Annotated in this window: 23 protein-coding genes; 16 read left to right on the top strand and 7 right to left on the bottom strand. The window is 65.9% G+C overall.

What is annotated here, in order from left to right:
* Positions 1 to 69: 69 nt before the first annotated feature.
* From ACSC1S_RS14895 to ACSC1S_RS14875, 5 genes are all read left to right on the top strand, one after another.
* A complete protein-coding gene (locus ACSC1S_RS14895; protein ID WP_435364993.1) occupies positions 70 to 2058 on the top strand; it encodes an AMP-dependent synthetase/ligase in 1989 nt (662 codons plus the stop codon).
* A gap of 75 nt (positions 2059 to 2133) precedes the next feature.
* Positions 2134 to 4101, top strand: coding sequence for an AMP-dependent synthetase/ligase (locus tag ACSC1S_RS14890; RefSeq protein ID WP_435364992.1), 1968 nt, complete (start codon positions 2134 to 2136; stop codon positions 4099 to 4101).
* A 99-nt stretch (positions 4102 to 4200) separates the two neighbouring features.
* Entirely contained in the window at positions 4201 to 6102 is a 1902-nt protein-coding gene (locus ACSC1S_RS14885; protein ID WP_435364991.1) for a cation:proton antiporter domain-containing protein, read from the top strand.
* A gap of 408 nt (positions 6103 to 6510) precedes the next feature.
* On the top strand, positions 6511 to 8190 hold the full coding sequence (locus tag ACSC1S_RS14880) for an aldehyde ferredoxin oxidoreductase family protein (protein WP_435364990.1): 1680 nt from the start codon (positions 6511 to 6513) through the stop codon (positions 8188 to 8190).
* Positions 8191 to 8721 (top strand): 2'-5' RNA ligase family protein, encoded by a 531-nt coding sequence (locus ACSC1S_RS14875; RefSeq protein ID WP_261648605.1) that lies wholly within the window; start codon positions 8191 to 8193, stop codon positions 8719 to 8721.
* Between the two features lie 4 nt (positions 8722 to 8725).
* Here ACSC1S_RS14875 and ACSC1S_RS14870 read toward each other — a convergent pair whose 3' ends face one another.
* The 3 genes from ACSC1S_RS14870 to ACSC1S_RS14860 form a co-directional block, all read right to left on the bottom strand.
* On the bottom strand, positions 8726 to 9481 hold the full coding sequence (locus tag ACSC1S_RS14870; RefSeq protein WP_435364989.1) for an ABC transporter ATP-binding protein: 756 nt from the start codon (positions 9479 to 9481) through the stop codon (positions 8726 to 8728).
* Between the two features lie 63 nt (positions 9482 to 9544).
* Positions 9545 to 10018, bottom strand: coding sequence for an HTH domain-containing protein (locus ACSC1S_RS14865; RefSeq protein WP_435364988.1), 474 nt, complete (start codon positions 10016 to 10018; stop codon positions 9545 to 9547).
* Between the two features lie 786 nt (positions 10019 to 10804).
* A complete protein-coding gene (locus ACSC1S_RS14860; RefSeq protein ID WP_435364987.1) occupies positions 10805 to 11950 on the bottom strand; it encodes a thiolase family protein in 1146 nt (381 codons plus the stop codon).
* A 312-nt stretch (positions 11951 to 12262) separates the two neighbouring features.
* Between ACSC1S_RS14860 and ACSC1S_RS14855 the strand changes: the two genes are divergently transcribed.
* The 4 genes from ACSC1S_RS14855 (at position 12263) to ACSC1S_RS14840 (ending at position 17826) form a co-directional block, all read left to right on the top strand.
* The gene (locus ACSC1S_RS14855) at positions 12263 to 14491 is read left to right on the top strand and encodes a flippase activity-associated protein Agl23 (RefSeq protein WP_435364986.1); all 2229 of its coding nucleotides are present in this window, start codon (positions 12263 to 12265) and stop codon (positions 14489 to 14491) included.
* Between the two features lie 215 nt (positions 14492 to 14706).
* Positions 14707 to 16071, top strand: coding sequence for an ATP-binding protein (locus ACSC1S_RS14850; protein ID WP_435364985.1), 1365 nt, complete (start codon positions 14707 to 14709; stop codon positions 16069 to 16071).
* A 3-nt stretch (positions 16072 to 16074) separates the two neighbouring features.
* Positions 16075 to 16896 carry an MBL fold metallo-hydrolase gene (locus tag ACSC1S_RS14845; RefSeq protein ID WP_435364984.1) on the top strand — a complete coding sequence of 274 codons (822 nt, stop codon included), beginning with the start codon at positions 16075 to 16077 and terminating at the stop codon, positions 16894 to 16896.
* Positions 16897 to 16938: 42 nt separating this feature from the next.
* A complete protein-coding gene (locus tag ACSC1S_RS14840; protein ID WP_435364983.1) occupies positions 16939 to 17826 on the top strand; it encodes a phosphorylase family protein in 888 nt (295 codons plus the stop codon).
* Positions 17827 to 17942: 116 nt separating this feature from the next.
* Here the strand turns inward: ACSC1S_RS14840 and ACSC1S_RS14835 are convergent, their stop codons facing one another.
* The 4 genes from ACSC1S_RS14835 to ACSC1S_RS14820 form a co-directional block, all read right to left on the bottom strand.
* Positions 17943 to 18914 (bottom strand): DUF5787 family protein, encoded by a 972-nt coding sequence (locus ACSC1S_RS14835; protein ID WP_435364982.1) that lies wholly within the window; start codon positions 18912 to 18914, stop codon positions 17943 to 17945.
* 90 nt (positions 18915 to 19004) lie between these two features.
* Positions 19005 to 19250, bottom strand: a complete 246-nt coding sequence (locus ACSC1S_RS14830; protein ID WP_435364981.1) for a hypothetical protein — start codon at positions 19248 to 19250, stop codon at positions 19005 to 19007.
* 77 nt (positions 19251 to 19327) lie between these two features.
* Positions 19328 to 19576, bottom strand: coding sequence for a hypothetical protein (locus tag ACSC1S_RS14825; RefSeq protein WP_435364980.1), 249 nt, complete (start codon positions 19574 to 19576; stop codon positions 19328 to 19330).
* Positions 19577 to 19679: 103 nt separating this feature from the next.
* Positions 19680 to 20564, bottom strand: a complete 885-nt coding sequence (locus ACSC1S_RS14820) for a DUF7351 domain-containing protein (RefSeq protein ID WP_435319608.1) — start codon at positions 20562 to 20564, stop codon at positions 19680 to 19682.
* A gap of 111 nt (positions 20565 to 20675) precedes the next feature.
* Here ACSC1S_RS14820 and ACSC1S_RS14815 point away from each other — a divergent pair, with 111 nt between their 5' ends.
* The 7 genes from ACSC1S_RS14815 (at position 20676) to ACSC1S_RS14785 (ending at position 25968) form a co-directional block, all read left to right on the top strand.
* Entirely contained in the window at positions 20676 to 22520 is a 1845-nt protein-coding gene (locus tag ACSC1S_RS14815) for an SLC13 family permease (RefSeq protein ID WP_435364979.1), read from the top strand.
* Positions 22521 to 22610: 90 nt separating this feature from the next.
* Positions 22611 to 23846, top strand: coding sequence for a translation initiation factor IF-2 subunit gamma (locus ACSC1S_RS14810; protein WP_435319606.1), 1236 nt, complete (start codon positions 22611 to 22613; stop codon positions 23844 to 23846).
* Positions 23847 to 24233, top strand: a complete 387-nt coding sequence (locus ACSC1S_RS14805) for a type II toxin-antitoxin system VapC family toxin (RefSeq protein WP_435319605.1) — start codon at positions 23847 to 23849, stop codon at positions 24231 to 24233.
* Positions 24234 to 24236: 3 nt separating this feature from the next.
* Positions 24237 to 24806, top strand: a complete 570-nt coding sequence (locus tag ACSC1S_RS14800; protein WP_261648587.1) for a DNA-directed RNA polymerase — start codon at positions 24237 to 24239, stop codon at positions 24804 to 24806.
* A complete protein-coding gene (spt4, locus tag ACSC1S_RS14795; protein WP_435319604.1) occupies positions 24807 to 25004 on the top strand; it encodes a transcription elongation factor subunit Spt4 in 198 nt (65 codons plus the stop codon).
* Position 25005: 1 nt separating this feature from the next.
* The gene (locus tag ACSC1S_RS14790) at positions 25006 to 25551 is read left to right on the top strand and encodes a GTP-dependent dephospho-CoA kinase family protein (protein WP_435364978.1); all 546 of its coding nucleotides are present in this window, start codon (positions 25006 to 25008) and stop codon (positions 25549 to 25551) included.
* Between the two features lie 114 nt (positions 25552 to 25665).
* On the top strand, positions 25666 to 25968 hold the full coding sequence (locus ACSC1S_RS14785) for a 30S ribosomal protein S24e (RefSeq protein ID WP_435319602.1): 303 nt from the start codon (positions 25666 to 25668) through the stop codon (positions 25966 to 25968).
* Position 25969: the final 1 nt, after the last annotated feature.

Here is a 25969-nt window from a genome sequence, read left to right as displayed (position 1 = left end):
CCACGTCCCGTTTCCTGTCAACTTTCGGCTACAATGCTTATTCTGTGCCATGTCAACAGTTGGCGTATCATGGACTGGCGGGACGCAGAACGGGCGTTCGACGGCGACGTCATCGCGATGGAGCCGTTGCCCCGGACCTACGAGAAGAGTGCCGAGCGACACAGCGAGAAGCCGGCACAGAAGTACAAAGGTGGTATCTACGAGCGGTCGCTCGTCTCCCAGGGGGTGGTCGACGCCGCACCAGACGGCGATTTCGCGACGCTCACGTACGACGAGATGCGCGACATCGTCCGGAACCTGGCGACGGGCTTCCGGGCGCTCGGGGTGAAACACGGCCAGCGGGTCGGCATCTTCTCGGACACCCGGATGGAGTGGGCACAGACCGACTTCGGGCTGCTCGCCGCCGGGGGCGTGGTGACGACGGTATACAAGTCGTCCTCGCCGGAGCAGGTCAAGTACCTCCTCGGCGACTCCGGCTCGGTCGGGGTCGTCGTCGAGAACCAGGAGCTGCTCGAACGGGTCGAACAGGTCGTCGACGCGCTGGACGTTCGGTTCGTCGTGGTGATGGACGACGTCGACCCGGTGTACGACGACCGAGACGGCATCTACACGCTCGCGGAGGTGTACGAGCAGGGGAAGAAACGGTTCGACGAAGACGCCTACCAGGGCTGGATCGACGACATCGACCTCGAGGACCTGGCGAGCCTGGTCTACACGTCGGGGACGACCGGCCAGCCCAAGGGCGTCCAGCTGAGCCACCGAAACTTCCGGGCGAACATGAACCAGATGCTGCGACGGTACGGGCCCCGACCGGACCGACCGGATTCGGTGCCCGACACCGGCGACGCCCAGACCATCTCGTTCCTCCCGCTGGCACACGTGTTCGAACGCCATGCCGGGCACTTCCACATGTATACGGTCGGCAGCTGTGTCGGCTTCGCCGAGAGTCCCGACACGCTGAAAGAGGACTTCCAGTTGCTCCAGCCGACGGTCACCTCCGCGGTCCCACGGGTGTTCGAGAAACTCTACGACGCCATCCGGGAGCAGGCACAGGAGTCGGCGTTCAAAGAGCGCGTGTTCAACTGGGCGACCGAGGTCGCCCGGGAGCAGTACCATACCTCCTCCCCGGGGGTCGTCCTCGGCGCGAAGCTGTGGCTGGCGGACAGACTCGTCTTCTCGACGGTCCGGGAGGCGCTCGGCGGGAACGTCGAGGTGATGCTGTCGGCCGGTGGGAGCATCTCGCCGGAGCTCGCCGCGCTCTACAACGGGATGGGGCTCCCGCTCTGGGAGGCGTACGGCCTCACGGAGACGGCCCCCGGCGTCACCGCGAACCCGCCGGAGGAGCCGAAGGTCGGGACCATCGGCCCGGTGGTCGAGGGAACCGACATCAGGATAGACAAGTCGGTCGTCCCCGAGGGTGACCTCCGCGACACGCTCGGGGAGACGGGTGAGCTGCTGGTCAAGGGTCCGCAGGTGACCCGGGGCTACTGGAACAAGCCCGAGGAGACCGACGCCTCGTTCACCGAGGACGAGAACGGCGACCGCTGGTTCCGAACCGGTGACATCGTCACGAAGCGCCCCGACGACTACCTCGTGTTCCGCGAGCGCTCGAAGCAGTTGCTCGTGCTCTCGACCGGCAAGAACCTCGCACCCCAGCCCATCGAGAGCACCATCTCGAACGCGGCGGTCGTCGAACAGGTGATGGTCACGGGTGACGACGAGAAGTTCGTCTCCGCGCTCGTGGTCCCGAACGTCGACGAGGTGCGGTCCCGGGCCGCCAGCGAGGGTGTGGACGTCCCGGACGACGACCAGGAGCTCTGTGCCCACGAGTTCACCCAGGGGCAGATCCAGGCGGCCATCGACGAGGCGAACGAGAGTTTCGAGAAGCACGAGCAAGTGAAAGCGTTCCGATTGGTCGCGGAGGAGTGGACCGACGAGAACGATATGCTCACGCCGACCCTGAAGAAGAAGCGCCTGAAGATCAGGCAGCGTTACGACCATCTGTTGACCGACATCTACGGCGACGAGCAGTCGGCCGACGCACCGACAGCGGATTGATATGTATAAACCGGCGTAAACCGACGACTCAGCCATAAACTATTATGGTGTGTACCGTGTGTTTCGTGCCAGACTATGGACTGGCGGGAGGCAGAACGGGAGTTCTCGGACGAGGTGCTCGTCGAGAACAACCTGGCACGAATGTTCGAGGAGAGCGCAGCGCGACACGCCGACAGGCCGGCACAGATGTACAAAGGAGGCGTCCACGACCGTGCACTGGCCGAGACCGATGCCATCGATGCGGCACCGGACGGCGCGTTCGAGACACTGACATACGACGAGATGCGCGACATCGTCCGGAACCTGGCGGCGGGGTTCCGGGCGCTCGGCCTCGAGCACGGCCAGCGCGTCGGGATGTTCTCCGATACGCGCATGGAGTGGGCGCAGTGTGACTTCGCCCTGCTCGGCGCTGGCGCGACCGTGACGACCGTCTACAAGTCGTCTTCGCCGGCCCAGATACAGTACCTCCTCGGAGACCCGGGCGCGACCGGCGTGGTCGTCCAGAACGAGGTGCTCCTGGAGCGCGTCCTGGAGGTCGTCGACTCGCTGGACGTGCGGTTCATCATCTCGATGGACTCGCTCTCCGAGGAGCACGCGGACAGAGACGGTATCTACACGCTCGCGGACGTCTACGAGCAGGGCAAGCAGCGATTCGACGAGGACGAGTACCAGGGCTGGATCGACGCGGTCGGGATGGACGACCTCGCCAGTCTGGTGTACACGTCCGGGACGACCGGCCAGCCCAAGGGCGTGAAGCTCAGCCACGGGAACTTCCGGGCGAACGTGAACCAGTGTTACCGACGCTACGGCCCGCGTCCGGACAAGTCCGGCAGCATTCCAACGGTGGACGAGAACACGCAGACGGTGTCGTACCTCCCGCTGGCACACGTGTTCGAACGGTTGACGGGGCACTTCCTGCAGTTCGCCGCCGGGGCGTGCGTCGGCTACGCCGAGAGCGTCGACACCCTGAAAGAGGACTTCCAGGCCGTCGAGCCGACGACGGCGACCAGCGTGCCGCGGGTGTACGAGAAGATATACGACGCCATCCGCGAGCAGGCCGAGGAGTCGTCGCTCAAAGAGCGCGTGTTCAACTGGGCGACCGACGTCAGCCGCGACTACTACCGTGCGGACAAACCCGGCCCGATGCTGAAGACGCGCTACTGGCTCGCCGACAAACTCGTGTTCAGCGACGTGCGCGAGGCGCTCGGTGGCAACATCGACTTCCTCATCAGCGGCGGCGGCACGCTCTCGTCCGAACTGTGTACGCTGTACCACGGGATGGGCCTGCCCATCTACGAGGGGTACGGGCTCACCGAGGCCGCACCCGTCGTCTCGACCAACCCGCCGGAGGAACCGAAGATCGGCACCATCGGCCCGGTCGTCTACGACCAGGAGACGAAGATAGACCGGACGGTCGTCCCGGAGGGCAAGTTCACCGACGCGCTCGGGACCTTCGGCGAGTTGCTCATCAAGGGCCCGAACGTCACCGAGGGCTACTGGAACAAGCCCGAGGAGACGGAGAAGGCGTTCACCGACGACGGCTACTTCCGGACCGGTGACATCGTCCAGGAACGTCCCGACGGCTACATCGTCTTCCGCGAGCGCGCCAAGCAGTTGCTCGTGCTCTCGACGGGGAAGAACGTCGCACCGGCTCCCATCGAGGACGCGTTCGCCTCCCTGCGGACGGTCGAACAGGTACTCGTCCTCGGCGACGGGGAGAAGTTCATCTCGGCGCTCATCGTCCCGAACTTCGAGGCCCTGCGCGACGTGGTCGACGCCGACCTGCCCGACGACCCGAAGGCGGTCTGTCGCAACCCCGACGTCCGCGAGCTCATCCAGGCAGAGGTCGACCGCATCAACGAGCGCTTCGAGAAGCACGAACAGATCAAGGAGTTCCGGCTGGTGCCCGAGGAGTTCACCGAGGAGAACGGGATGTTGACCCCGACGATGAAGAAAAAGCGCAGCAAGATCACGGAGCGATACGAGGACTTCGTCTTCGACATCTACGAGGAGGCGAAGTCGGCGTCGACGGCGAGTAACTAACCCCCGAAAATTTCCGGGAATCCTCGATGGCAAACGGGTCGTTTATACTACAGGCGACCTTCGTCCCCGCCACATGGCGGACACCCGAGGTGACGCGTCGTGCTAGCCCTGACAGCAGCGGCCGCTGGGAGCAGTAGCCTCCTCGCGCTCGTGGCGCTGATACTCGCGCTCGGCGTGGGAGCGCAGGTACTCGGCGACCGCTTCCGCGTGCCGAGCGTGCTGTTCCTCATCATCACCGGCATCATCGTCGGTCCCGAGGTGCTGGGACTGGTCACGCTGGAGACGTTCGGTGGGCCGAACCCGCTGTCGGCAATCGTCGGTTTCGCCGTCGCCATCATCGTCTTCGAGGGCGCGTTCCACCTCAAACTGGAGAAGCTCAGAGAGGCACCGTCAGCGACCTTCCAACTCGTCACCCTCGGCGCAGCGATCTCGTTCCTCGGCACGGCCATCGCCGTTCGCTACCTGCTCGACGCCGAGTGGGGAATCGCGTTCCTCGTCGGCTCGCTGCTGATCGCGACGGGGCCGACGGTCATCACGCCCATCCTCGAAGTGGTCGCGGTCCGCGACCGCGTCGAGGCGGTGCTGGAGACCGAGGGTATCGTCAACGACGTGACCGCGGCCATCCTCGCGGTCGTCATCTTCGAGACGTTCCGTGTCCAGGAGCCCGGCGTCAGCGAGTACGTGCGGCTGTTCGCCGAGCGACTGGGGACGGGCATCCTGGTGGGTCTCGTCGTCGCCGGCATCATCTGGTACCTGCTCCGGCACGTCGACCTCTCGCCCGCCAACGCGCCGCAGAACGCACGGCTGCTCACCCTGGCGGGGGCGGTCGTCGCGTTCGCGGTCGCGAACGAGATCTACTCCGAGGCGGGGGTCGCCGCGACCGCGACGGCCGGCATCGTGCTCGGGAACGCCGACCTGCCCTACGAGGAGCAGATAGAGTCGTTCAAGGGCGACGTAACCCTGATCGTGCTCTCGTTCGTCTTCATCGCGCTCGCCGCGTTGCTGGAGTTCGAGAAGCTGCTCGACCTCGGCTGGCAAGGCATGGCTGTCGTCCTCTTCATCACGGTTCTCCTCCGGCCGGCGCTGGTGTTCCTCAGCACGACCGGGAACCGCCTTACCACCAACGAGCGCTGGTTCATCAGCCTCGTCGGCCCCCGCGGTATCATCCCGGCGTCGGTCGCGACGCTGTTCGCGCTCGAGCTCTCGAACCCGGAGTCCGCGATAACCAACCTGGCCGGTGCCGACATCCTCGTCGGGACCGTCTTCCTGGTCATCCTCGTGACGGTCGTGTTCGAGGCCGGACTCGCCAGACAGATCGCAGAACTACTCGACGTGATTCCAATGCGTGTACTCGTAATCGGAGGCGGCAAGGTGGGTCGACAGCTCGCCGCTCGCCTCGAAGACCGAGGGGAGAACGTCGTCATCATCGAGAAGAACCCCGAGATAGTCGAAATCGCCCGTGAGGCCGGCTACACGGTCCACAAGGGTGACGGCACCGACACCGACGAGTTGCGCTCGGCGGGTGCCGGAAACGCGAAGATTCTCGTGGCGGCAACCGGTGACGACGACGCGAACCTCCTCGTGGCACAGCTCGCAAACAGCAAGTTCGACATCCAGACCATCATCGCCCGGGCGAACAACCCGGACAACGTCGAGGCGTTCGAGGACCTCGGTGTGCGGACCATCTCCTCGGCGATGGCGACCGCGTGGGCCATCGACAACGAGATAGAACGGCCCGCGCTCGCCAACTGGATGACCCACATCGGCCGGTCCGGGGACGTCCAGGAGATACAGGTCACCTCGGAGAAGCTCATCGGGCGCACCGTCCGCGAGATTGGCCCGGAACTCCCGGAGGGGTGTCTCATCGCGCTCGTGAGCCGCAACGGCGACACGCAGGTCCCCGACGCGGACTTCACGATGCAAGAGGGCGACCGCATCACCCTGCTCGGTCGGCGCGATGGCGTCCGTGAAGCGATGAACCTCTGTAACCCGAGCGACTGACCGACCTTCGTTTTCCTGCGGTTGATGGGCGGTTCGACGTTTCTCAGCCGAACAGCGCGACCGCGAGCAATCCCACACCGACGACCAGGTTCGGGTCGCCGGGGTCGGTAGCCGCCGATGCTGCCGTACCCATGACGGCGACCTGTGCGAGGAGTGAGACCATCAGGGTTCATCCTCGTACTGGTGGCCGTGTCCTCGTCGGCGTGGGTGCTGGGCTGTCGTCGTCGTTCCGCGGCGCATGGCTACCCGGTTGGCCGAGAGGTGGGTAAATACTGACACCATGTCTGTGGTGTCCCCGTGACGCCCCGGCTATCGGTCGAACACCCACGTTCACCGCGGCGTCAGACGCGCCGCTCGCTTGCGAGTCGTGCAACAACGTTTATCGGGAATAGACCGTTATCTCGGAACATGAAACACGCAGTCGGTCCACTCCTCACGCTCGACGTCGGTGCCCGCGAGACACACGAGACGGACATCGACGACGTCCTCGAATCGTTCATCGGTGGCCGCGGGGTCGGCACGAAACTCGCGTACGACCGGGTTCCTGTCGACGTCGACCCGTTCGACGCGGAGAACTCCCTGTTCTTCGCGACGGGCCCGATGCAGATGTCCCAGATGTCGTTCACCGGCCGGATGAGCTGTACGGGCGTCTCGCCGCTGACCGGTGGGCTGCTCTCCTCGAACGCGGGCGGGTTCATGTCCCGGAACTTCACGGGCACGGGCTATAGCGCGGTCGAGGTCACGGGCGCGAGCGACGAACTGCTCGCCATCCACGTCACGGACGAGGGCGTCGAGTTCGAGGAGGTCCCGGAGCTCGAGGGCGCGACCACCTCCGAGGTCTCCGAATACATGGACGCGACCCACGACCTCGAGGAGGACCAGGTCGCCTGCATCGGCCCCGCGGGCGAGAACCTGGTGCGCTTTGCCTCCATCATGACCACCGAGACCCGTGCCTTCGGCCGTGGCGGTCTCGGGGCCATCCTCGGGTCGAAGAACGTCAAGGCGCTCACCTTCGGCGGGGAGGCCACGCCCGAGGTGACCATCCCCGACGTGCAGATGGACGTCCACCGCGAGGCCGCCACGAGCGACCACATCATGCGCCGGCAGGGGACGACCAGCGTCACCTCCTACGCGAACCACGTCGAGGCGCTGCCGACGCGGTACTTCTCCGAGCTCTCGTTCGAGGGTGCCGACGGCATCGGCGGCGACGCCGTCGAGGAGAAGAAGTACAAGAAGGGCACCTGCTCGTCCTGTGCCTTCGCCTGCAAGCTGCCGACGAAGGACGAGGAGTCAGGCATCGAGACGGAGGGCCCGGAGTACGAAACGGTCATGTCGTTCGGCTCGAACGCAGGCATCGACGACGTGGTCGACGTGATGAAATCGAACGAGCTGTGCGACGAGTACGGGATGGACACCATCTCCTGTGGCGACGTGGTCTCGGCGTACCTCGCCAGCGAGGACGAGTTCGGGAACGCCGACCTGGTCCACGAGACGGTCGAGAAGATCGCCAGGCGAGAAGACATCGGCGACACGCTCGCCGAGGGCGTCGCCCGCTGTCACGAGGAGCTGGGCGTCGAGAACTGGTCGGTCAAGGGCATGGAGTTCTCCGCCCACGACGGCCGGACCCTGAACGGCCAGGGCCTCGCCTTCGCCACGGCGAACCGCGGTGCCGACCACATGTACGCCGAATTCTACTCGCTGGAGTACCCCCTCGTCGGGAAGGACAAGGCCGTCCCGAAGGAGGGACTGGAGGGTAAGCCCCCGAAGCTCGTCGAGAAGGAGAACCACGCTGCCGTGCTGGACTCCGGCGTCGTCTGCAAGTTCTCCCGTGACTTCGTCGACGACGAGACCCTGGGCGCGCTGCTCGACACGGACTACGACGACCTGCTCGACGTCGGCGCGCGCATCATCGAACTCGAACGGCACTTCAACAACCAGCGCGGCTTCGACCGCGCCGACGACAGCCTGCCCTACGACCTGCCGGACTTCGAGACGGCGCTCTCGGAGTACTACGAGGTCCGTGGCTGGAACGACGACGGGACGGTCCCGGACGGCACCGTCTCCGGCCACGCGAGCGCTGACGACTAGATGAACTCCGCGGTCATCTCCACGTTGCCGGACGACCATCACCAGCGCGTCCTCGACCTCTGGGATGACCTCCACGACGAGTTCGGTATCGACCCCGCCAGTGAGTTGCCACCGCCGCACATCTCCTATCACGTCGCGGAGAAGTACGACAAGACGACCGTCGAGTCGCGCCTGCACTCGGTCACGCCCGAGGTCGACCCCTTCACCGTCCACACGGGCGGGCTCGGGGTGTTCACCGCCGCGCCGGTCATCTACCTCCCGCTCGCGCGGTCACCCAACCTGGCCGCGCTGCACGACCGGGTCTGGACGAGCCTCACCGACTTCGCGGACCACGCCGACCACTACTACCACCCGGACCGGTGGTTCCCGCACATCACGCTGGCGTACTACAGCCTCGACGAGGAGCTGGTCGGCGACGTGGTGTCGTACCTCTCGGACCGGTCGTTCGACTGGGAGATGCGCGTCGAGGACATCGCCCACCTGGAGTCGAACGACGGCGAGACGAAGATCTGTTCGCGCGTGGAGTTCTGACCGGTCACTCCGCCAGCGATTCTTCGACCTCGGTCGTCACCTCGAGGAACACCTCCTCCAGACTGCGCCCCTCGCCGGATTCGGCGCGGCGCTTCAGTTCCTCTGGCGCGCCCTCGGCGACGAGGCGGCCGTCGTGGAGGACGCCGATGCGGTCCGCGAGTTCGTCGACGACGGGGAGGATGTGCGTCGACAGGAAGACGGTCATCTCCTGGCTGGCGAGGTCGGCGATGGTGTCGCGCATGGTCCGGGCGGCGCGGGGGTCCAGCCCCGAGGTCGGTTCGTCGAGGAACACCACGTCGGGGCGGTGCAGCACCGCCTGGATGACGCCGGTCTTCTGGCGCATCCCCTTCGAGTACGCAGAGATGCGCTTGTTGGCGTCCTCGTGAAGGTCGAACCGCCGGAGGAGGGAGTCGATGCGCTCGCGGGCCTCGCCGTCGGGGATATCGCGGAGGCCGGCGATGTAGGTCAACTGCTCGCGGCCGGTGAGTTCGTCGTACAGGGGGGGCTCCTCGGGAAGGTACCCGATGTGGGGGGTGACGGCGTCGCGGTCGGTGACGGGTTGTCCGGCGACCCGGGCGGTCCCCGAGGTGGGCCGGATGAGCGTCGTCAGCATCCGCATGGTCGTCGTCTTGCCCGCGCCGTTGGGGCCGAGGAAGCCGTACACGGTCCCGGACTCGATGGAGAGGTCGAGGTCGGCGACGGCGCTCGTCCCGTCGTACTCCTTGGTGAGCCCGTCGGTCTCGATGGCGGGGACTGCCATACGCTGGCGTTCACTCGGGGTTGGTAAGAAAGTTCGCGGTTCGAAAAGGGTCGGTTGCTGCGGTCAGTCCGCCACCAGCACGCGGTCCTCGGACGCGAGCGCTTCGAGGTCGTCCAGTCGTTCGGTGACGCTGACTGCGGCCGAGCCCTGCCCGTGGGGGACGACCCACAGGAGCTCGCCCGTCTCGTCGTACGATGCGAGTGCGACGAGGGGGAGGACCTGCATCGTCACCGGCTCGCCACCGCGGGTGAGCACGGCCGTCCGCGAGAACGCGTGGAGGTCGACCCCCTCCGACGCGGCCCACTCGCGGTACTCCGCAAGTCGCTCGCTCGCCTTGCGCTCCGATTCGGTGCTAGCGTCTTCGGGGTCGATGGGAGCGTACTTTCCCCATTGCTCTACCTGGACCTCGTCAACGACGCCAGCGTCTGCGAGTCCCTTCGTACACTCGACGAGGCCCTTCTCGTGTCTGCACATCCATTCGCACGACGGCCGAAGCCAGAGCTCCAGCCGAGTCCCGGTCTGAAATTCCCCGGTCATGCCTGTACTAATGGGACGGATGAACCTAAGGTGTATGGGTGTATGTCACAAACCAACACAGTACGCGATTGACACGTCCACCTGAACGGTCCCACACCGAGGTCGGTTCTGCCCCTCGGTTTTCTCGAAACTATCCTTTGGCGGACAGTTCTTCCTGTTGGACTGTCGTCCACATGCACCGACACGTCCGACGCGCGTGGAACACACTGCCCGCGTGAGTATTCACAATCGTCTGGATATTCCGTTGATAGTTCATCCTGCTGTCACTCTGTTCTCGTGTGCAGATAGGTGCGAAAACAGGACCGGTTTCTTCGCTGAGCTATCTCTCCACTGTCGTATCTGCCAAATGTTTGGTCTGGTGGGTGGCAAATCGCCTGTTTTCAGAAATCGCTAACCCGTGCTGAAGCCTCGTATTGTGGCTCGAAAGTCGACTCTGAAACAACAGACGAGTATTGACTGTATTCGGACCATTCAACCAATAGACTGGTCTGTTTCTGGACTGCTCGGGTCGCCGCTGCGCCATCGTCCCCGGAAATCGGCGGTTCACCCCCGCTTCCTCGGCGGTACACGTTCCAGATCTTGACTGTCACGAGTGATGGCCGGTTCGTGGGCGGGGTCTCTTCTCGACCGACCGGGATTCGTCTCGCTTCTCGCGTGACTCGTGGCGTTGCCGCTCACGGGTCACTTCGTTCCCCGTTCGCATCGAGGCGACCGCGTCGCTTCACTATCACTCGCCACGCGCAGTGCTCGACAAAAGCTGGGACAAAAAAGTGAACTCGAGAGCCCTTACTCGCCTTCCACTTCGAACTCGATGGCGGCACCCTGGCCGAAGCCGACGCACAGGGTCGCCAGTCCACGGCCGCCACCGCGCTTGCGGAGTTCGTGGATGAGCGTCACGGGGAGGCGCGCGCCGGAGGCACCCAGCGGGTGGCCGATGGCGATGGCACCGCCGTTGACGTTGAAGATGTCGTTGTCGATGCCGAGCTCGTCGCGGGCGTAGACACACTGGGAGGCGAACGCCTCGTTGAGCTCGACGAGGTCGTAGTCCTCGATGTCGCGGCCGTTACGCTCGAGCAGGCCGCGGGTGGCCGGGACCGGGCCGATGCCCATGACGGTCGGGTCGACGCCGGCGACGTTGTTCATGCCGACCTCGGCGAGAATCTCGAGGTCGTGCTCCTCGGCGAACTCCTTCGAGGTGACGAGCGTCGCGGCCGCACCGTCGGAGATCTGGCTGGAGTTCCCTGCGGTCACGTCCTCCATGAACACGGTCGGGAGACTCTGGAGGGTCTCGAAGTCGGTTCCGGGCCGGATGCCCTCGTCTTCCGTAACCTTCCCGTCGGGAGTCTCGATGGGGATGATCTCGTCGTCGAACCGATCCTCTTCCGTGGCCGCTGCGGCGCGCTGCTGACTCTGGACGGCGTAGCGGTCCTGTTCCTCACGGGACACGTCGTACTCCCGGGCGACCTTCTCCGCGGTCATGCCCATCTGGAGTTCGATCATGTTGTACATGTCCTGGAAGTCGGGGTGGAAGCTTCGGCCGTCCATCCCGCCCTCCATGGGGACGTTGGTCATGTGCTCGAAGCCGCCCGCGATGACGCAGTCGCGGTTGCCCGCGGCGATGGCGTCGCTGGCGGAGATGACGGACTGCATCGAGGACGCGCACCAGCGGTTGATGGTCGTCGCCGGGACGCTCTCGCCCAGTTCGGACATGAGGGCGATGACGCGTCCGACGTTGTTGTCCTGGTGGCCGCGCTGTTGCGCACAGCCCCACATGAGGTCGTCGACGTCGTCGCCGCTGAGGCCGGTCTCCGCGAGAATCTCGTCGATGAGCGGGACGGCGAGGTCCTCGCCGCGGATGTCGGCGTAGACTCCGTCCTTCTTCCCCTGCGGTGTCCGGTACGCTGCCGCGATGACGGGCGTGTTGGCTGCCATGCTACGTACGTGGTGGTCCTGCCCCTTAAATCACCGTAGAACTCCAAGTAATCTCACCAGGTGTTTATTTGGGGTTGAGGCTCCAGTACCACCGCGGGCTGTGAGCGGTCCAGTCCTGCGTTTCGGTCGAAATTGCTGTCGAACCTGCGTGAATACAACGAATGAGGAGTTGATGTGGTCGTGGTGGCTCGCCCGGGGAGCGGCGGCGTGTCGCCCTGGAGAACGGGGTCGCGCCACGCACGACCGACCCTCGTGTTCGCCCGGCGATGAAACCCAAAAAGCGTATACCCGCTGTGTTACTCTGCGCCACTAATGTCAGACGAGTCCCCGCACTCGCCCGACCGTCCGTCGGCGGACACCGCCCAGGCCGACGGTGGTGCCAGCGGGAGCGCCCAGTCGGTCGACGACCCAGCGACGGCGGCGGCAGCGTCGGAACCGCCAGAGCCCGTCCAGGACGAGCAGTCGCCCGCCAGCGAGTCTCTCGCCGACGAATCCGGCACCAGCAAGTCCCTCACCGACGCGGCTCGCAGCCGTGTCGCCGACCGGGACAGTCTCGTCCCCTTCCCCTCCACGGACAGGGCCCTCGGCGCGCTGGTCGTCTTCGCCGTTCTCGGTCTGGTCGCTCGCCTGGTGTGGCTCGGCCAGCGCGTCGCCCACCAGGACGAGGGTCGGGTCGGCTACTGGATCATCCGCTACCTCGAAAGCGGTGTCTGGGAGTACCGCCCCATCGTCCACGGCCCGTTCCTCTTCCACGTGAACAAGTGGGTCTTCGAGTTCCTCGGCCCCTCGGACTTCACCTCCAGGCTCGTCCCCGCCATCCTCGGGGCGTCGATGCCTCTGGCCGCGTGGCTCTACCGCAAGCACCTGCGGGACACCGAGGTCGTCGCGCTCGGCCTGCTGTTCGCATTCAACCCGGTGTTGCTGTACTACTCGCGGTTCATGCGCGAGGACATCCCACTGGTCGTCTTCACGGCGTTCGCGCTCGGGTTCTTCCTGCGCTACGCCGACGACCGCAAGCGCTGGCACCTCGCCGCCGGGGTCGGCGTCTTCGCGCTCGCGATGACGACCAAGGAGAACGTGCTGCTCTACCCGGTGTGCTGGCTGGGGGCGGCCGCGCTCTTGCTCGACCATCGGCTGTTCCGCGCGCCGGCCCGCGGGGAGTCCGTCCTTTCGGTGCTCGTGGACTACCTCGACTGGCTCGCCCCGTTCGACCTGCGTGGTACCTGGAGCGAGCTACGCCGGGCGAACGGTGGGGTGCTGGTCGACCGCCACCTCGCCTGGTGGGGCGGCAACTGGCAGTCCGTCGGCTTCGCGTTCTCGCTGGTCGTCGAGTTCGTCGCCATCATCGTGCTGTTCTACGCGCCCCGCGGCGGCGGCTTCACCGAGGAAGGCGTCGCGGGCTGGCCCGGCCCGGAGCAGGCCGGGATGGACATCGGCCTCTGGAACGCCATCGGCTCGGCCGACGTGGGCATGTTCGGAGCTATCGTCTGGGAGTCCCTCGTCGGCTCCTGGGAGGAGTTCATGGGCACGTGGGGTGGCGGCCACGGCAACCCGTTCCTCCAGTTCTTCGAGCACTACGTGACGGTCATGCTCGACGGCGCACTCGTCGTCCTGCTGTTCGCTATCGTCGGCTTCATCGTGGACCGCTACTCGAACCGCGGCCCGCGGGACTTCGTCGCGCTGTGTTCGTACTGGGGCTTCGTCAGCATCCTGGGCTACCCCATCGCGACCGACATCCGCGCTGGCTGGGCGACCACCCACGCCATCTTCCCGCTGGCCATCCCGGCGGCAGTCGGTCTCGCTATCGTCTTCCGGTGGGGCGTCGACGCCTTCACCGACGACGACGCGGTCGGCGTCGCGCTCTCGGCCGTGGTCGTCCTCGTGGTCCTGATGTTCATCGCGGTTCCGGCCGGCAACCTCGTCTACAGCGAACCGCAGAGCCCCGACAACTCGCTCGTCCAGTACGCGCAGTCCTCGAGTACCGACCTCAAGCCGACCCTCGCGGACGTCGAACGGGTCGGCTACCAGCACGGTGGCATCGATGAGACCGACGTGATGTTCTACGGGAACGGCTACTACGTCTCGAACGAGTCGGAGAACCTGCAACCGAACGCCGGGGGTGGCTACTTCGACCGCCGGACGCTGATGTGGTACATGGAGATGTACCAATATCGGGCACTCGACGACCCGGATGCCGCGTTCAACTACGACTCGACGCTCTCGCTGACGGCACTCAACGAGTCGAAGCCCCCGGTCATCATCGCCATCGGGAACGGGAGCAACGGCGACGACGCCGACGAGATCCACGACTGGGCGCTGGAGAACGGCTACGAAGCCCGCGAGTTCCAGCGCTTCCTGACCACCAACCGGACCGACGAGGGCCTCGGTCCGGGTACCCCGTTCATGATCTACATCGACGAGGACGCGCTGGAGGAGTCGGGGTCGAACAGCAGTGACCGGACGACGGCCGTGGCTGGTGTCGGGCACGATGCGGCCTCGATTCGTGTGCCGGTCGACCCGGTTGCGCGTCCCGCGGTTTGAACTGCAGGCTGGATTCTGGCGGACTGTCCCCTGTCGAGCCGTCCCCGTGAGTCAGCAGCAGACGGGCTCGCGCCTTCGAGCACGCGCCAGAGCGGTCGCAGCGACGACAGCGCGCCGTGTCACGGTCCCCCTGTCGCGTGGTCGCATCCCACGAGAACCGCGGATTCCACGTAGTTCGACGGTCTTAAGCGCGTGTGGCCAGTACGCTACGGGGAATGAGTACCGCGGCGCTATCGGTCGTCGAGTTCCTGTTGACAGCCCACGTGTACACCAACGACCGTGAGCTGGACGAGAACGACCTGCCCCCTCGGTATCGCCGGGTTTTCTACACCGATGGGGCGGTCGAGCGTCCGCTCGCAGTCACGAACAAGACGGCCCGCGCGGCCACGGGAATCGATCACCCGTGGGACGCCGTCTCCGACCTGATGTTCACCGACCGCGACGAGTTCTCCGGCAAGCTGAACCTGACCCAGCCGGAGATGGCCGAGCGCTGGCTGAAAGAGCGCATGGACGATGCCGACATCCTCCAGAACCCCGTCCTCGCGTCGGTGTTCGAGGACGAGGAGGACGTCGACGTCACCTACGAGGCGGCACGGGAGACCAACCGTCCCATCCAGGCCGACCGCGTCTGGATCGACTCGCTGCTCGACGAGATGTTCGAGGACGAGGAGGACGAGGAGATGCTCGACCTCGTCGACATCCGGGCACCCGAGGAGATCGACCAGACTCTCGACGACATCGTCCTCACCGAGGAGCAGGAGGGCGAGATCCAGAAGGTCGTCAAGGCCATCGAACACCGCGACTACCTGGCTGAAATCGGCCTGCGGGAGATCGGCAAGCTGCTGTTCGTCGGCCCACCGGGCACCGGGAAGACCTCCGCCGCGAAGGGGCTGGCGTACAAGCTCGACCTCCCATTCGTCGAGGTGAAGCTCTCGATGATCACGAGCCAGTATCTCGGGGAGACGGCCAAGAACGTCGAGAAGACGTTCGAGGTGGCAAAGCGGCTCTCGCCGTGTATCCTGTTCATGGACGAGTTCGACTTCGTCGCGAAGACCCGCGGCGGGGACGAGCACAACGCCATCAAGCGCGCCGTCAACACCCTGTTGAAGAGCATCGACGACATCTCGCTCATCCAGGACGACGTGTTGCTCATCGGCGCGACGAACCACCCGGACCAGCTCGACGCCGCGGCCTGGCGTCGCTTCGACGAGATCGTCAACTTCCCCAAGCCCGACCACGGGATGCGGGCGGACATCCTCCGCATCATCACCCGGGCGATGGACATCGAGGAGTTCGACCCCTACGCTATCGCCGACATCACCGAGGGGCTGACCGGAAGTGACCTCCGGCTGGTCATGCGCGAAGCCGTCCTCGACGCGCTGACCGAGGAACGGATGACGCTCACACAGGAGGACCTCGAGGACGCCGTCGCCGACTTCGAGGAGCGGGACAACCTGAAGAACCTCGACATGATGGACGACAGTGACGCGCTGGTCGCCGGTGACGGGAGCGGGCACGACCACGACCACGACGACCACGACGACCACAGTCACGACGACCACGACGACCACGACCACTGAGCTATGGAGGTGACGCTGCTCGGGACCGGCGACACCACCGGCACGCCAACCGTCGGCTGCGACTGCGACACCTGCCAGGAGGCCGAGCGCCGCGACGTCGAGCGTACGCGGTTCTCGGTCCACGTGTACAACGAGCGGACCGACGAGTCGCTGCTCATCGACGCGAGTCCCGACTTCCGCTACCAGTTCCTCCGCGAGGACGTCCCCCTGCCAGACGCGATGATCATCTCGCACATCCACTTCGACCACCTCGATGGACTGGGCAATGCCTACCGGCTGTTCGACGAACTGGACGTGTTCGCCGCGGACGAGACCGACCCCATAACCGACGAAAGCGTGGCCGACACCGTCTCGCGGAAGTACGACTACCTCGACGCGGTCACCGTCCACCCCGAGACCCCCATGCAGTCCTTCGAGACCTGCGGGTTCGAGGTGACGCTGGTCCCGGTGGATCACCCACCGCTGGTCTGTTACGGTCTCCGCATCGAGGACCTCGAGACCGGCGCAGTCCTCTCGTTCTCGGGTGACACGAGCTACGGCCTCCCCCCCGAGTCTCGCGAGGTCCTCGCCGATCCCGACCTCCTGCTCGCGGACGGTATCGTCCCGAGCGAACTCTGCAAGTACCACCCCCTCGGCGGGAAACACGAGCACGGCGACGTGTTCTACACGTTCGGGACGAAGCACATGACCCGGGAGGGGGCACTGGCGCTCGCCGAGGACTTAGACGCCAGCGAAACCCGGGTTGTCCACGCCGCACACTACTACCCTGTCGAGCAGGCGTTCGAGGAGCCTATCGCGGTCGACGGCGAGACCTACTCGCTCTGAGAGACAGAAAGACGTTTTTCACCGCAAGCCGCCAGCCGAGACATGACCATCGCTCCCACGGTGCTCGTCCTCCCGGCGTTCGTCCACGACGCCGAGACGCTCGACGAGCGCCAGCCGTGGCTCGACCGCTACGGGTTCGCGAACGAGCGCGACCTGCCTGGTGCACCCGAGCCGCTCCAGTACACCGACTCGACCGACGGAACCGGCCCGCTCGCGCTCCTCCCGACCGGGATGGGCAAGGCGAACACCGCGACCACCGTCGCGGCCGCCCTCACCAGCCCCGAACTCGACCTCTCGGAGACACTGTTCCTCTCGGTCGGTGTCGCGGGCGGCCCACCCACGGAGACGACCATCGGCTCCGTGGTCCTCGGGGACGCCATCGTCGACTGGGACGTGAAGGTTCGCTGGGACGCCGCCGAGGGCGACGGCGGGGTTCCACTCGAACTGAACCCCTACCGGCTGGACGACCACGTCTTCCGGCCCGATTCTGCACTACTCGACTGGGCCGCCGAACTCGCTCGTAAGACCGACCTCGCGGACGACCCGGAAGTGAAAGCCCACCGCGAACGGTACGAGGGTCGGGGTGCTCACGCGGACCCGCAATTTCTCGTCGGGACCAACGTCTGCGGCGACGAGTTCTGGCACGGCCGGGTCCTCGCCGAGCGCGTCCAGTGGCTCTGTGACGAGTACGACGCCGGCACCTACTGCGCGACCGAGATGGAGGACGCCGCGACCGCGACCGCGCTCTACCGGTTCGGGCGACTCGACGACTACCTGAGCATACGCGGTATCGCGAACTTCGACCGGCCCCGGCCCGGAAAATCGGTGGCAGAGAGCCTCCACGACGAGGACTTCGAGGCCGGGTTCGAACTCGGCCTCGAGAACGCAGTTCGGGTCGCCAGCGCGCTGGTGGACGAGCGCCTCGGCTGAGGGTTCAAATACTAGAGGGTGGCCACCCCCGGCATGCCCTGAACCACTGACGCGGACGGGTCTGCGGTTGCACGGCGATCCCGTTCGCGCGCCTCTCTCTCGCCGTCTGTTCGCCCCTACGTGAACCGGTCGAGTCCCGACTGTCGCCGCGCCTGTCCCTCCGGGTCGGCGACCCAGGGCGTCCGCCGGTCGCGCTCCGCCTCGCCGTCGACGACCGGGGGGTCTGCTTCCTCGAACCCCGGGCAGTCCGGGCCGCACTCGTTCCCGGGGTCGACGACGCGTCCCTTCCAGTCGCAGTAGGGCACGCCCCCACCGCCAGCGACCGCCGTGTCCTCGACTTCGGCACAGCCCGGGAAGTCGTAGCTCCGCCAGCCCTTGCCGTAGGCGCGCTCGGCGAGGCGGCGTCGTGCCCGCGATTTCTGGTCGGGGTCGGCGATGCGGACCTCGGTCCAGCCCGCGTGCTCGTCGATGATCTCGACGCCTGGGTCGGCCACTGGCAGAGCCATCGGCTCGCGGATGACTTCCCGCGAGAGCGTCTCCGGGTCGAAACGCCACACCCCGACCTCTTCGGGGATGCGGTTGAGGTGCGCCCCGGTGACGTGGCTCGCCGTCGCCAGCACCACCTCGTCGACCAGTCCGAGGCGCACGTCCTTGCGGAGCTGCGTCTCCAGGTCGCCGGGCGCGCCGAGGTCGGGCTTGTTCTCGATGGCCAGTACGCGGCCGAACCAGTCGTCCGGATAGCGACACGTCTGGCGGACGTAGTCCCGGCCACTGCGTCGCTCGCGCTCGAAGAAGCCGATGTCGGTCGCCCAGTCGACGACGTGGCGCGCCCGGTCCGGGCGGCAGTCGAAACCGTCGCGGTAGTAGCGTGCTCTCCCGGGGCCGATGTCGCTCTCGATGGCGAGGTCGGGGATACGCTCGGCGGTGATGGCGGTTCGGTCGGCGAAACTCGGTCCGGGTTCGACACAGATCACGTCGAGGACGCGTCTGCTGCTGTGGACCCCGCCACCGAGCTGGCGGGCGAGGACGGCGTCACGCTCGCGTTCGAGGAACGCACAGAGGTGGAGTTCGAACCCGAATTCTCGCACGTCTCCCGTTCGGTGGGCTGTGGCCTAAAACCTCGCGCCAGCGGTGCGTGAAGACAGCAATAGGAGAAGAGACTCGTCGGTCGTGGAGCGCTACAGCGCCTCGCCGATGGCCTGGACCGCGAACACCGGGAGTGCGACGAGGCCGCCGATGATGGCGACCCAGACCGCGATGCCGATGGGAAGCGCGAGTGCCGGCACGGCGGCGACGGCGGCGAAGACCACTGCGACCGCCAGCACGGCGGCCACGACCAGGAGACTGGCGCGTCCGACCACGGCGGCGATCGAGGCGTGCTTCTGGGGTGCGATTCGGTGCGAGGTTGCGGTGTCGTGTATCATCAAGTAGAGAGAGTACCCCTGAGGATAAATATATAACCTGAACTACATTTCTGTAAGCCGCCGTACTGAAATCCGCTTCAGTCGAGCGACTCCCCGAAGTACTGGACGGCGAGTATCGGCAGCCCGATGGCGAGACCCAGGACGACGACCCAGGCGGCGATGGCCAGCAGCAGGCCGAACCGCGGCATGAACCAGAGCAGGACGAACAGGACTGCCGCTGCTGCCAGCACGGTCAGCAACAGCAGGCCAGCGAGTCCGAGCAGGTCGAGCGTGTGCGAGCCACGCCGGGCGATGGCCTCCTTCGTCGATGTGACGTTGCGGCGCATACGGACACGTACGCGTGCTGGGACCAAATCGATGTTTTACGCGAGAACGTCCTTTTCGCGTGAGGAAAGCGACTGCGAGGGCTGTTCCGGCGGTCTCCGTCGACTACCGTTCGCGCTGGCGCTGGACCCGCGTCGCCTCGAGGGACTCGTCGAAGGTGACCTGCAGCGTCTCGTCGTCGAGCGTGACCGAGACGACGACCTCCCACGGGTCTTCGGAGACGACCTCGTTCGAGTGGTCGCTCACGCACCACGGCAGGTCCCAGTACGGCGTGTCGTTCAGGTCGATGCCGTGGTCGCGGTGGAAGGTGACGGCGTCGGACTGGTCGAGCAGGAGGAGCCCGAACGCCGAGCACAGGGAGTGGCCACACTGCTGGCAGGTGTGTTCGACGCGGAGGTCGAGGCCGATGCAGCAGTCGCCGCCGCGTTCGATCTCGCTCTCCATCCGGCCGGCACACTCCGGACAGACGCCGTCGGCCGCGAGACAGTGCAGGTGGCGGACGCGCTCGTCGAACGCCTGCATGACCTCGGCCTTCGTCCGGTCCTTGAGTCCACCCGGCGGGAACGGGTACTCGCCGTGGGCGTGGCCGCAGTCGGGGCACTCGATGGTGATGTTCTCGTTCTCGTACTCGGCGAGGAGGGTCGCATCACAGCTCACACAGGTCCCGTCTATCTCGAAGGGGTCCCAGTGGGGGTCCTCGGTGAACTCGCCGGCGAGGAGTGCGCGGACGACCTTCTCGCCGGCATATCGGAGGTCGTAGCCGTCGTCGGTCTGGACGACGAACTGGCCGAGCAGCTGCTGCAGATGGTAGTTGAACTGTGCGGAGTCGCGCATCCCGACTTCCTCGTGCAGTCGGGAGAAGCGGACGGGCCGGTCAGGCAGCCGCCAGAGCGCCTCGAGGATGGACAGCCGCGTCTCGTTGCCGATGACGGAGAACGCCTCGGCGGGTTCGACGCAGTCCTCGCAGTCGGTGATGCTCGCTTTGCTCATACGAGACGTATCTCCCTACCGGAATAAAGACGTTCGCTGAAACGAGTTTTGGTAACAGAACTGTCAGTACTCGTGGGTAGTTATTTTTCGGTGACGTGAGTACGCCGTCGTATGGTTCCCCCGCCCACCACCGAGATGCTCGTGGTGTTCGCCGTCACCATCGCGGCCCTGCTGTTGTTCCTGACCGAACTGGTCTCCCCGGACGTGACGGCACTCGGGGTGCTCGTCTCGCTGGTCGTCCTCGAACCCTGGACCGAGGTCGACGCCAACACGGCCATCCTCGGGTTCGCCAGCTCTGCCACCATCACCATCATGGCGATGTACATGCTGAGCGAGGGCGTCCAGCGGACCGGTATCGTCGACCAGCTGGGTGCCTTCCTCCGACGGGTGACACACGGCGACGAGAAACGGGTGCTCGCGGCGACGGTCGGGACGACCGGCCCACTCGCCGGTATCGTGAACAACACGCCGGTCGTCGCGGTGTTCATCCCGATGGTGACCGACCTGGCGGAGGACAGCCACCTCTCGCCATCCAAACTCCTGTTGCCCCTCTCGTATGCGGCAATGCTCGGCGGGACGCTGACGCTCATCGGGACTGCGACGAACATCGTCGCCTCGGACCTCGCGAGCGACCTCATCGAGGGCCGGTCGGGCATCGGGATGTTCGAACTCACCCCGCTGGGCATCGTGGTGCTGATCGTCGGCAGCGCCTACCTGCTCACCGTCGCGCCACGGCTCATCCCCGAGCGCATCGAAGCCGTGCTGGACATCACCGACACGTACGAGGTCAGCGACTACCTCGCGCAGGTCCGGGTCCGTGAAACCTCGTCGTTGGCAGGGCAGCGGCTCGACGACGCGTTCAGGGAACTCGGCCGAGACCTCGACGCCTTGCAGCTCATCCGGGACGATGAGGTGTTCATCACGCCGAAGACCGACCGCGAGATACTGCCGGGCGACGTGCTGACGCTCCGGGCGAACCTCCAGGAGATAAACCGGTTCGCCGAGGAGTACGACCTCCGCCAGCTCCCGCGTGAGGAGGTCACCGGCGACAGCCTGAGTGCCCACTGGATCCGTGGTGAACTCGTCGAGGTGGTCCTCCCGCCGAGTTCGGGATTCGACGGGGAGACACTCCGTGAGCTCAGCTTCCGGGAACGGTTCGACGCGACCGTGATGGCCATCCGGCGAGGCAGCTCGGTCTTCCACGAGCAACTGGCGGACAAGACGCTGGAAGCCGGTGACACGCTGTTACTGTACTGCCGGTCCGAGGCGGTGTCGCTACTGGAGGCCGACGGCGACCTGGTCATCACGCGGAGCGCGGGAGAGGACGGCCAGCGGGAGCTGCCGGAGCTCAGTGTGAAGACCCCGATCGCCATCAGCATCATGCTCTGGGTCGTCCTGGCGGCAGCGTTCACCCGGCTCCCCATCGTCATCACGGCGCTGGCGGGCGTCGTGGCGATGGTCGTCACCGACTGCCTCGACACGAGCGACGCATACGACGCGGTCTCGTGGGACGTCATCTTCCTGCTGGCGGGCATCCTCCCGCTGTCGACCGCGCTGCAGGAGACCGAGGCAGCCCAGTACCTCGCGGACCTCGTGGTGTCCAGCGCCGCGACCACGGTCCCGGTGCTCGGACTCGTCGCGCTGTTCTACCTGCTGACGAGCCTGCTGGCGAACGTCATCACGCCGGTCGCGAGCGTGGCACTCATGATACCGGTCGCGGTGGGGACCGCCCAGCAACTACCCGGCACCGTCGACCCGTTCTCGTTCGTCCTGGCGTGTACCTTCGCCGGGTCGACCGCGTTCATGACACCTATCGGATACCAGACGAACCTCATGGTGTACGGCCCCGGCGGGTACAAGTTCACGGACTACCTCCGGGTCGGGGGACCATTGCAGCTGTTGCTGCTGGTCGTGACGACGCTCGGCATCGGCGTGCTCTGGCCACCGGTGGGCTGAGCAGACGGGACCGAGAGGGAGCGCTCCGCGCGCGAGAACGGTGGGTTTATCAGGCGCACAAGGGTAGACGTAGCCAAGATTACTCTCGATATGGCAGGAAAACACCAACAACCGGAGGTGAACATCGGCCTCGTCGGTCACGTCGACCACGGGAAGACCACGCTCGTGCAGGCTCTGAGTGGCGAGTGGACGGACCAGCACTCGGAGGAGATGAAGCGTGGTATCTCGATTCGTCTCGGCTACGCCGACGCCACCTTCCGGCGGTGTCCGGAGTGCGACGAGCCCGAGTGTTACACCGTTGAGGACACGTGCCCCGAGCACGACGTCGACACGGAGGTCGTCCGCACGGTCTCGTTCGTCGACGCACCGGGCCACGAAACGCTGATGGCGACGATGCTCTCCGGCGCGGCGATCATGGACGGTGCGGTCCTCGTCGTGAGCGCGACCGAGGACGTCCCGCAGGCCCAGACGGAAGAGCACCTCATGGCGCTCGACATCATCGGCATCGACAACATCGTCATCGCCCAGAACAAGGTCGACCTCGTCGACGCCGAGCGGGCCCGCGAGAACTACCAGCAGATACAGGACTTCGTCGAGGGGACGGTCGCCGAAGACGCCCCAGTGGTCCCCGTCAGTGCCGGGCAGAACGTCAACATGGACGTGCTGATGCAGGCCATCGAGGAGCGCATCCCGACGCCGGAGCGCGACCCGGACGACGATGCGCGACTCCACGTCGCCCGCTCGTTCGACATCAACCGCCCGGGCACGACCTGGGAGAACCTCATGGGCGGCGTCATCGGTGGCTCGCTCGTGCAGGGTCGTCTCCACCCGGACGAGGAACTCGAAGTCCGCCCGGGCCGCGAGGTCGACGAGGGCGGCCAGACCGAGTACCAGCCCATCACGACCTCCATCCGGTCCATCCAGGCCGGCGGGCAGTCCACCGACGAAGCGTCGCCGGGCGGCCTGCTCGGCGTCGGGACCGGCCTCGACCCCTCCTACACGAAGGGTGACGCCCTCGCCGGCCAGATCGCTGGCCCGCCGGGGTCGCTCCCGCCGACGTGGGAGTCGTTCACGATGTCGGTCGACCTGCTCGACCGCGTCGTCGGCGAGGACATGGACGAGGTCGAGGAGATCTCGACCGGTGAGCCGCTGATGCTCACGGTCGGCACCGCCACCACGGTCGGCGCAGTCACGTCCGCCCGGGGCGGCGAGTGTGAGGTCAACCTCAAGCGCCCGGTCTGTGCGGGCGAGGGTGCGAAGATAGCCATCAACCGCCGCGTCGGCGCTCGCTGGCGACTCATCGGCGTCGGCACGCTCCAGGGATAGATGACACACCGGGTCGCGCTCGATACGAGTTCGCTGATGATGCCCGTCGAACTCGACGTGCGCCTGTTCGACGAACTCGACCGTCTCCTCGAGGCGGCCGACCTCGTCACACCACAGGCGGTCGTCGAGGAACTGCGCCGCCTCTCGGAGAAGGGTGGACAGGAGGGCACCGCCGCGAACGTCGGGCACGACCTGGCGACCGAACGCTGTCTCATCGTGGACACGGACGAATCGTACGCCGACGACGCCCTGGTCGAACTCGCCCGCGAAGGGCAGGTCGACTACGTCGTCACGAACGACCTGCCGCTGCGAGACCGGGTGCTCGACACGGGTATTCCGGTAATAGCTTTACGGGGCAGGAACAAACTCGCAATCACTCAACCATAACAGATGTACAAGCGCGTCAGGCTCAAAGACACGGTCGAGGTGCCGCCGGAGGAACTCGGGGACGTCTCCCCCGAACTCGTGAAGAAACTGCTGCAGGACAAGCTCGAAGGACGGATGGACGAGGACGTGGGCAGCGTCGTCTCCGTCACGAAGGTCCACGACATCGGTGAGGGCGCGGTCCTCCCGAACCGTCCGGGCGTCTACTACGAGGCGGACTTCGACGCCGTCACGTTCGACCCGCAGATGCAGGAGGTCGTCGACGGGACGGTCGTCGAGGTCGTCGAGTTCGGTGCCTTCGTCGGCATCGGCCCCGTGGACGGACTGCTCCACGTCTCCCAGATCTCCGACGAGTACCTCGCGTTCGACCCGGAGAACCAGCAACTCGCCTCGAACGAGTCCAACCGCACGCTCGGTGTCGACGACGCCGTCCGCACGCGCATCGTCACCAAGAGCATCGACGAGCGCAACCCGCGGGACTCCAAGATCGGGCTCACGGCGAAACAGCCCGGCCTCGGCAAGCACGGGTGGCTCGAGGACGAGCGCAACAGTCGCGAAGCGCAGGCGGGTGATTAGATGGCGAAGAACCGAGTCGTCTGTCGAGACTGTCACCGGGTGAACGAGCCCGACCTCGACTCGTGTGACGGCTGTGGCTCGACCTCGCTGACCGAGGACTGGGCCGGCTACGTCATCATCGCCCACCCCGAGGAATCCGAGATCGCCCGCGAGATGGAGGTCACGGAGCCGGGCAAGTACGCCCTCAAAGTCAGATAACGTGCCCGAGGAAGCGCGCGACGACGGCGTCTTGCTCACCCTGCCCAGAGCGCTTCGGAGCGCGTTCAAGGACCCACTGGGTCCCGTCGAGACCGATGCAGAGATTCTTCTCCGGGACGTCGACGGCCCGCTCGTGGCCGTCGGCGACATCGTCACCTATCACTTCCTGCAGGCTGACCGCCGACCGGACGTGGCGCTCGTCGACGAGTACACCAAGCGCGACCGCGTCGATGACGAGATACACGAGGTCGTCGTCGACCCCGACGTCACCGTCTCGAATCCGGCGGGCGCGCTGACCGAGGCACTCGTCGTCGCCATCCAGGACGGGCTGGCGGCCGACGAGCCGACGACCATCCTCGTCGACGGGGAGGAGGACCTCGCTACCTTGCCCGCGATTCTCGCGGCCCCTGTCGGCGCGAGCGTCGTGTACGGCCAGCCCGACGAGGGCATGGTCCACGTCCGCGTCACCGAGGCCATCCAGGCCGACATCCGCGAACTGGTCGAGCGGATGGACGGCGACCACGACCAGTTCTGGTCACTGTTCTGACAGCAGACCGCGGCCGGCGTGGGGCGTCGGCTCGGTCTGGAAACCGGACACGAGACCCTTCACTTCGAAATCCTTTTACCCGCTACGAGGGGAAGTAACTGGTAACTGGATATCATGGACATCGACATCATCTCCGAAGAGGAGAACCCCATGTTGCACCGTACGGACGTTACGTTCGAGATGGTTCACGAGGAAGCGACTCCCTCGCGCCTCTCCGTCCGAGACTCCCTCGCGGCCAAGCTGAACAAGGACGCGGACGAGGTCGTCGTGCGCAAGCTCGACACCAAGTTCGGCATGCGCAAGACCGTCGGCTACGCGAAGGTCTACGACTCCGCCGAGCGCGCACAGGAGGTCGAGCAGGAGCACATGCTCGAGCGAAACAAGATCGTCGGCACCGAAGAAGGCGAGGAGGCCTAAC

It is taken from the genome of Haloarchaeobius pelagicus, from assembly GCF_051207375.1.
In the GTDB taxonomy this organism is placed as follows: domain Archaea; phylum Halobacteriota; class Halobacteria; order Halobacteriales; family Natrialbaceae; genus Haloarchaeobius.
This window is presented reverse-complemented; position numbering and strand designations above follow the sequence as displayed.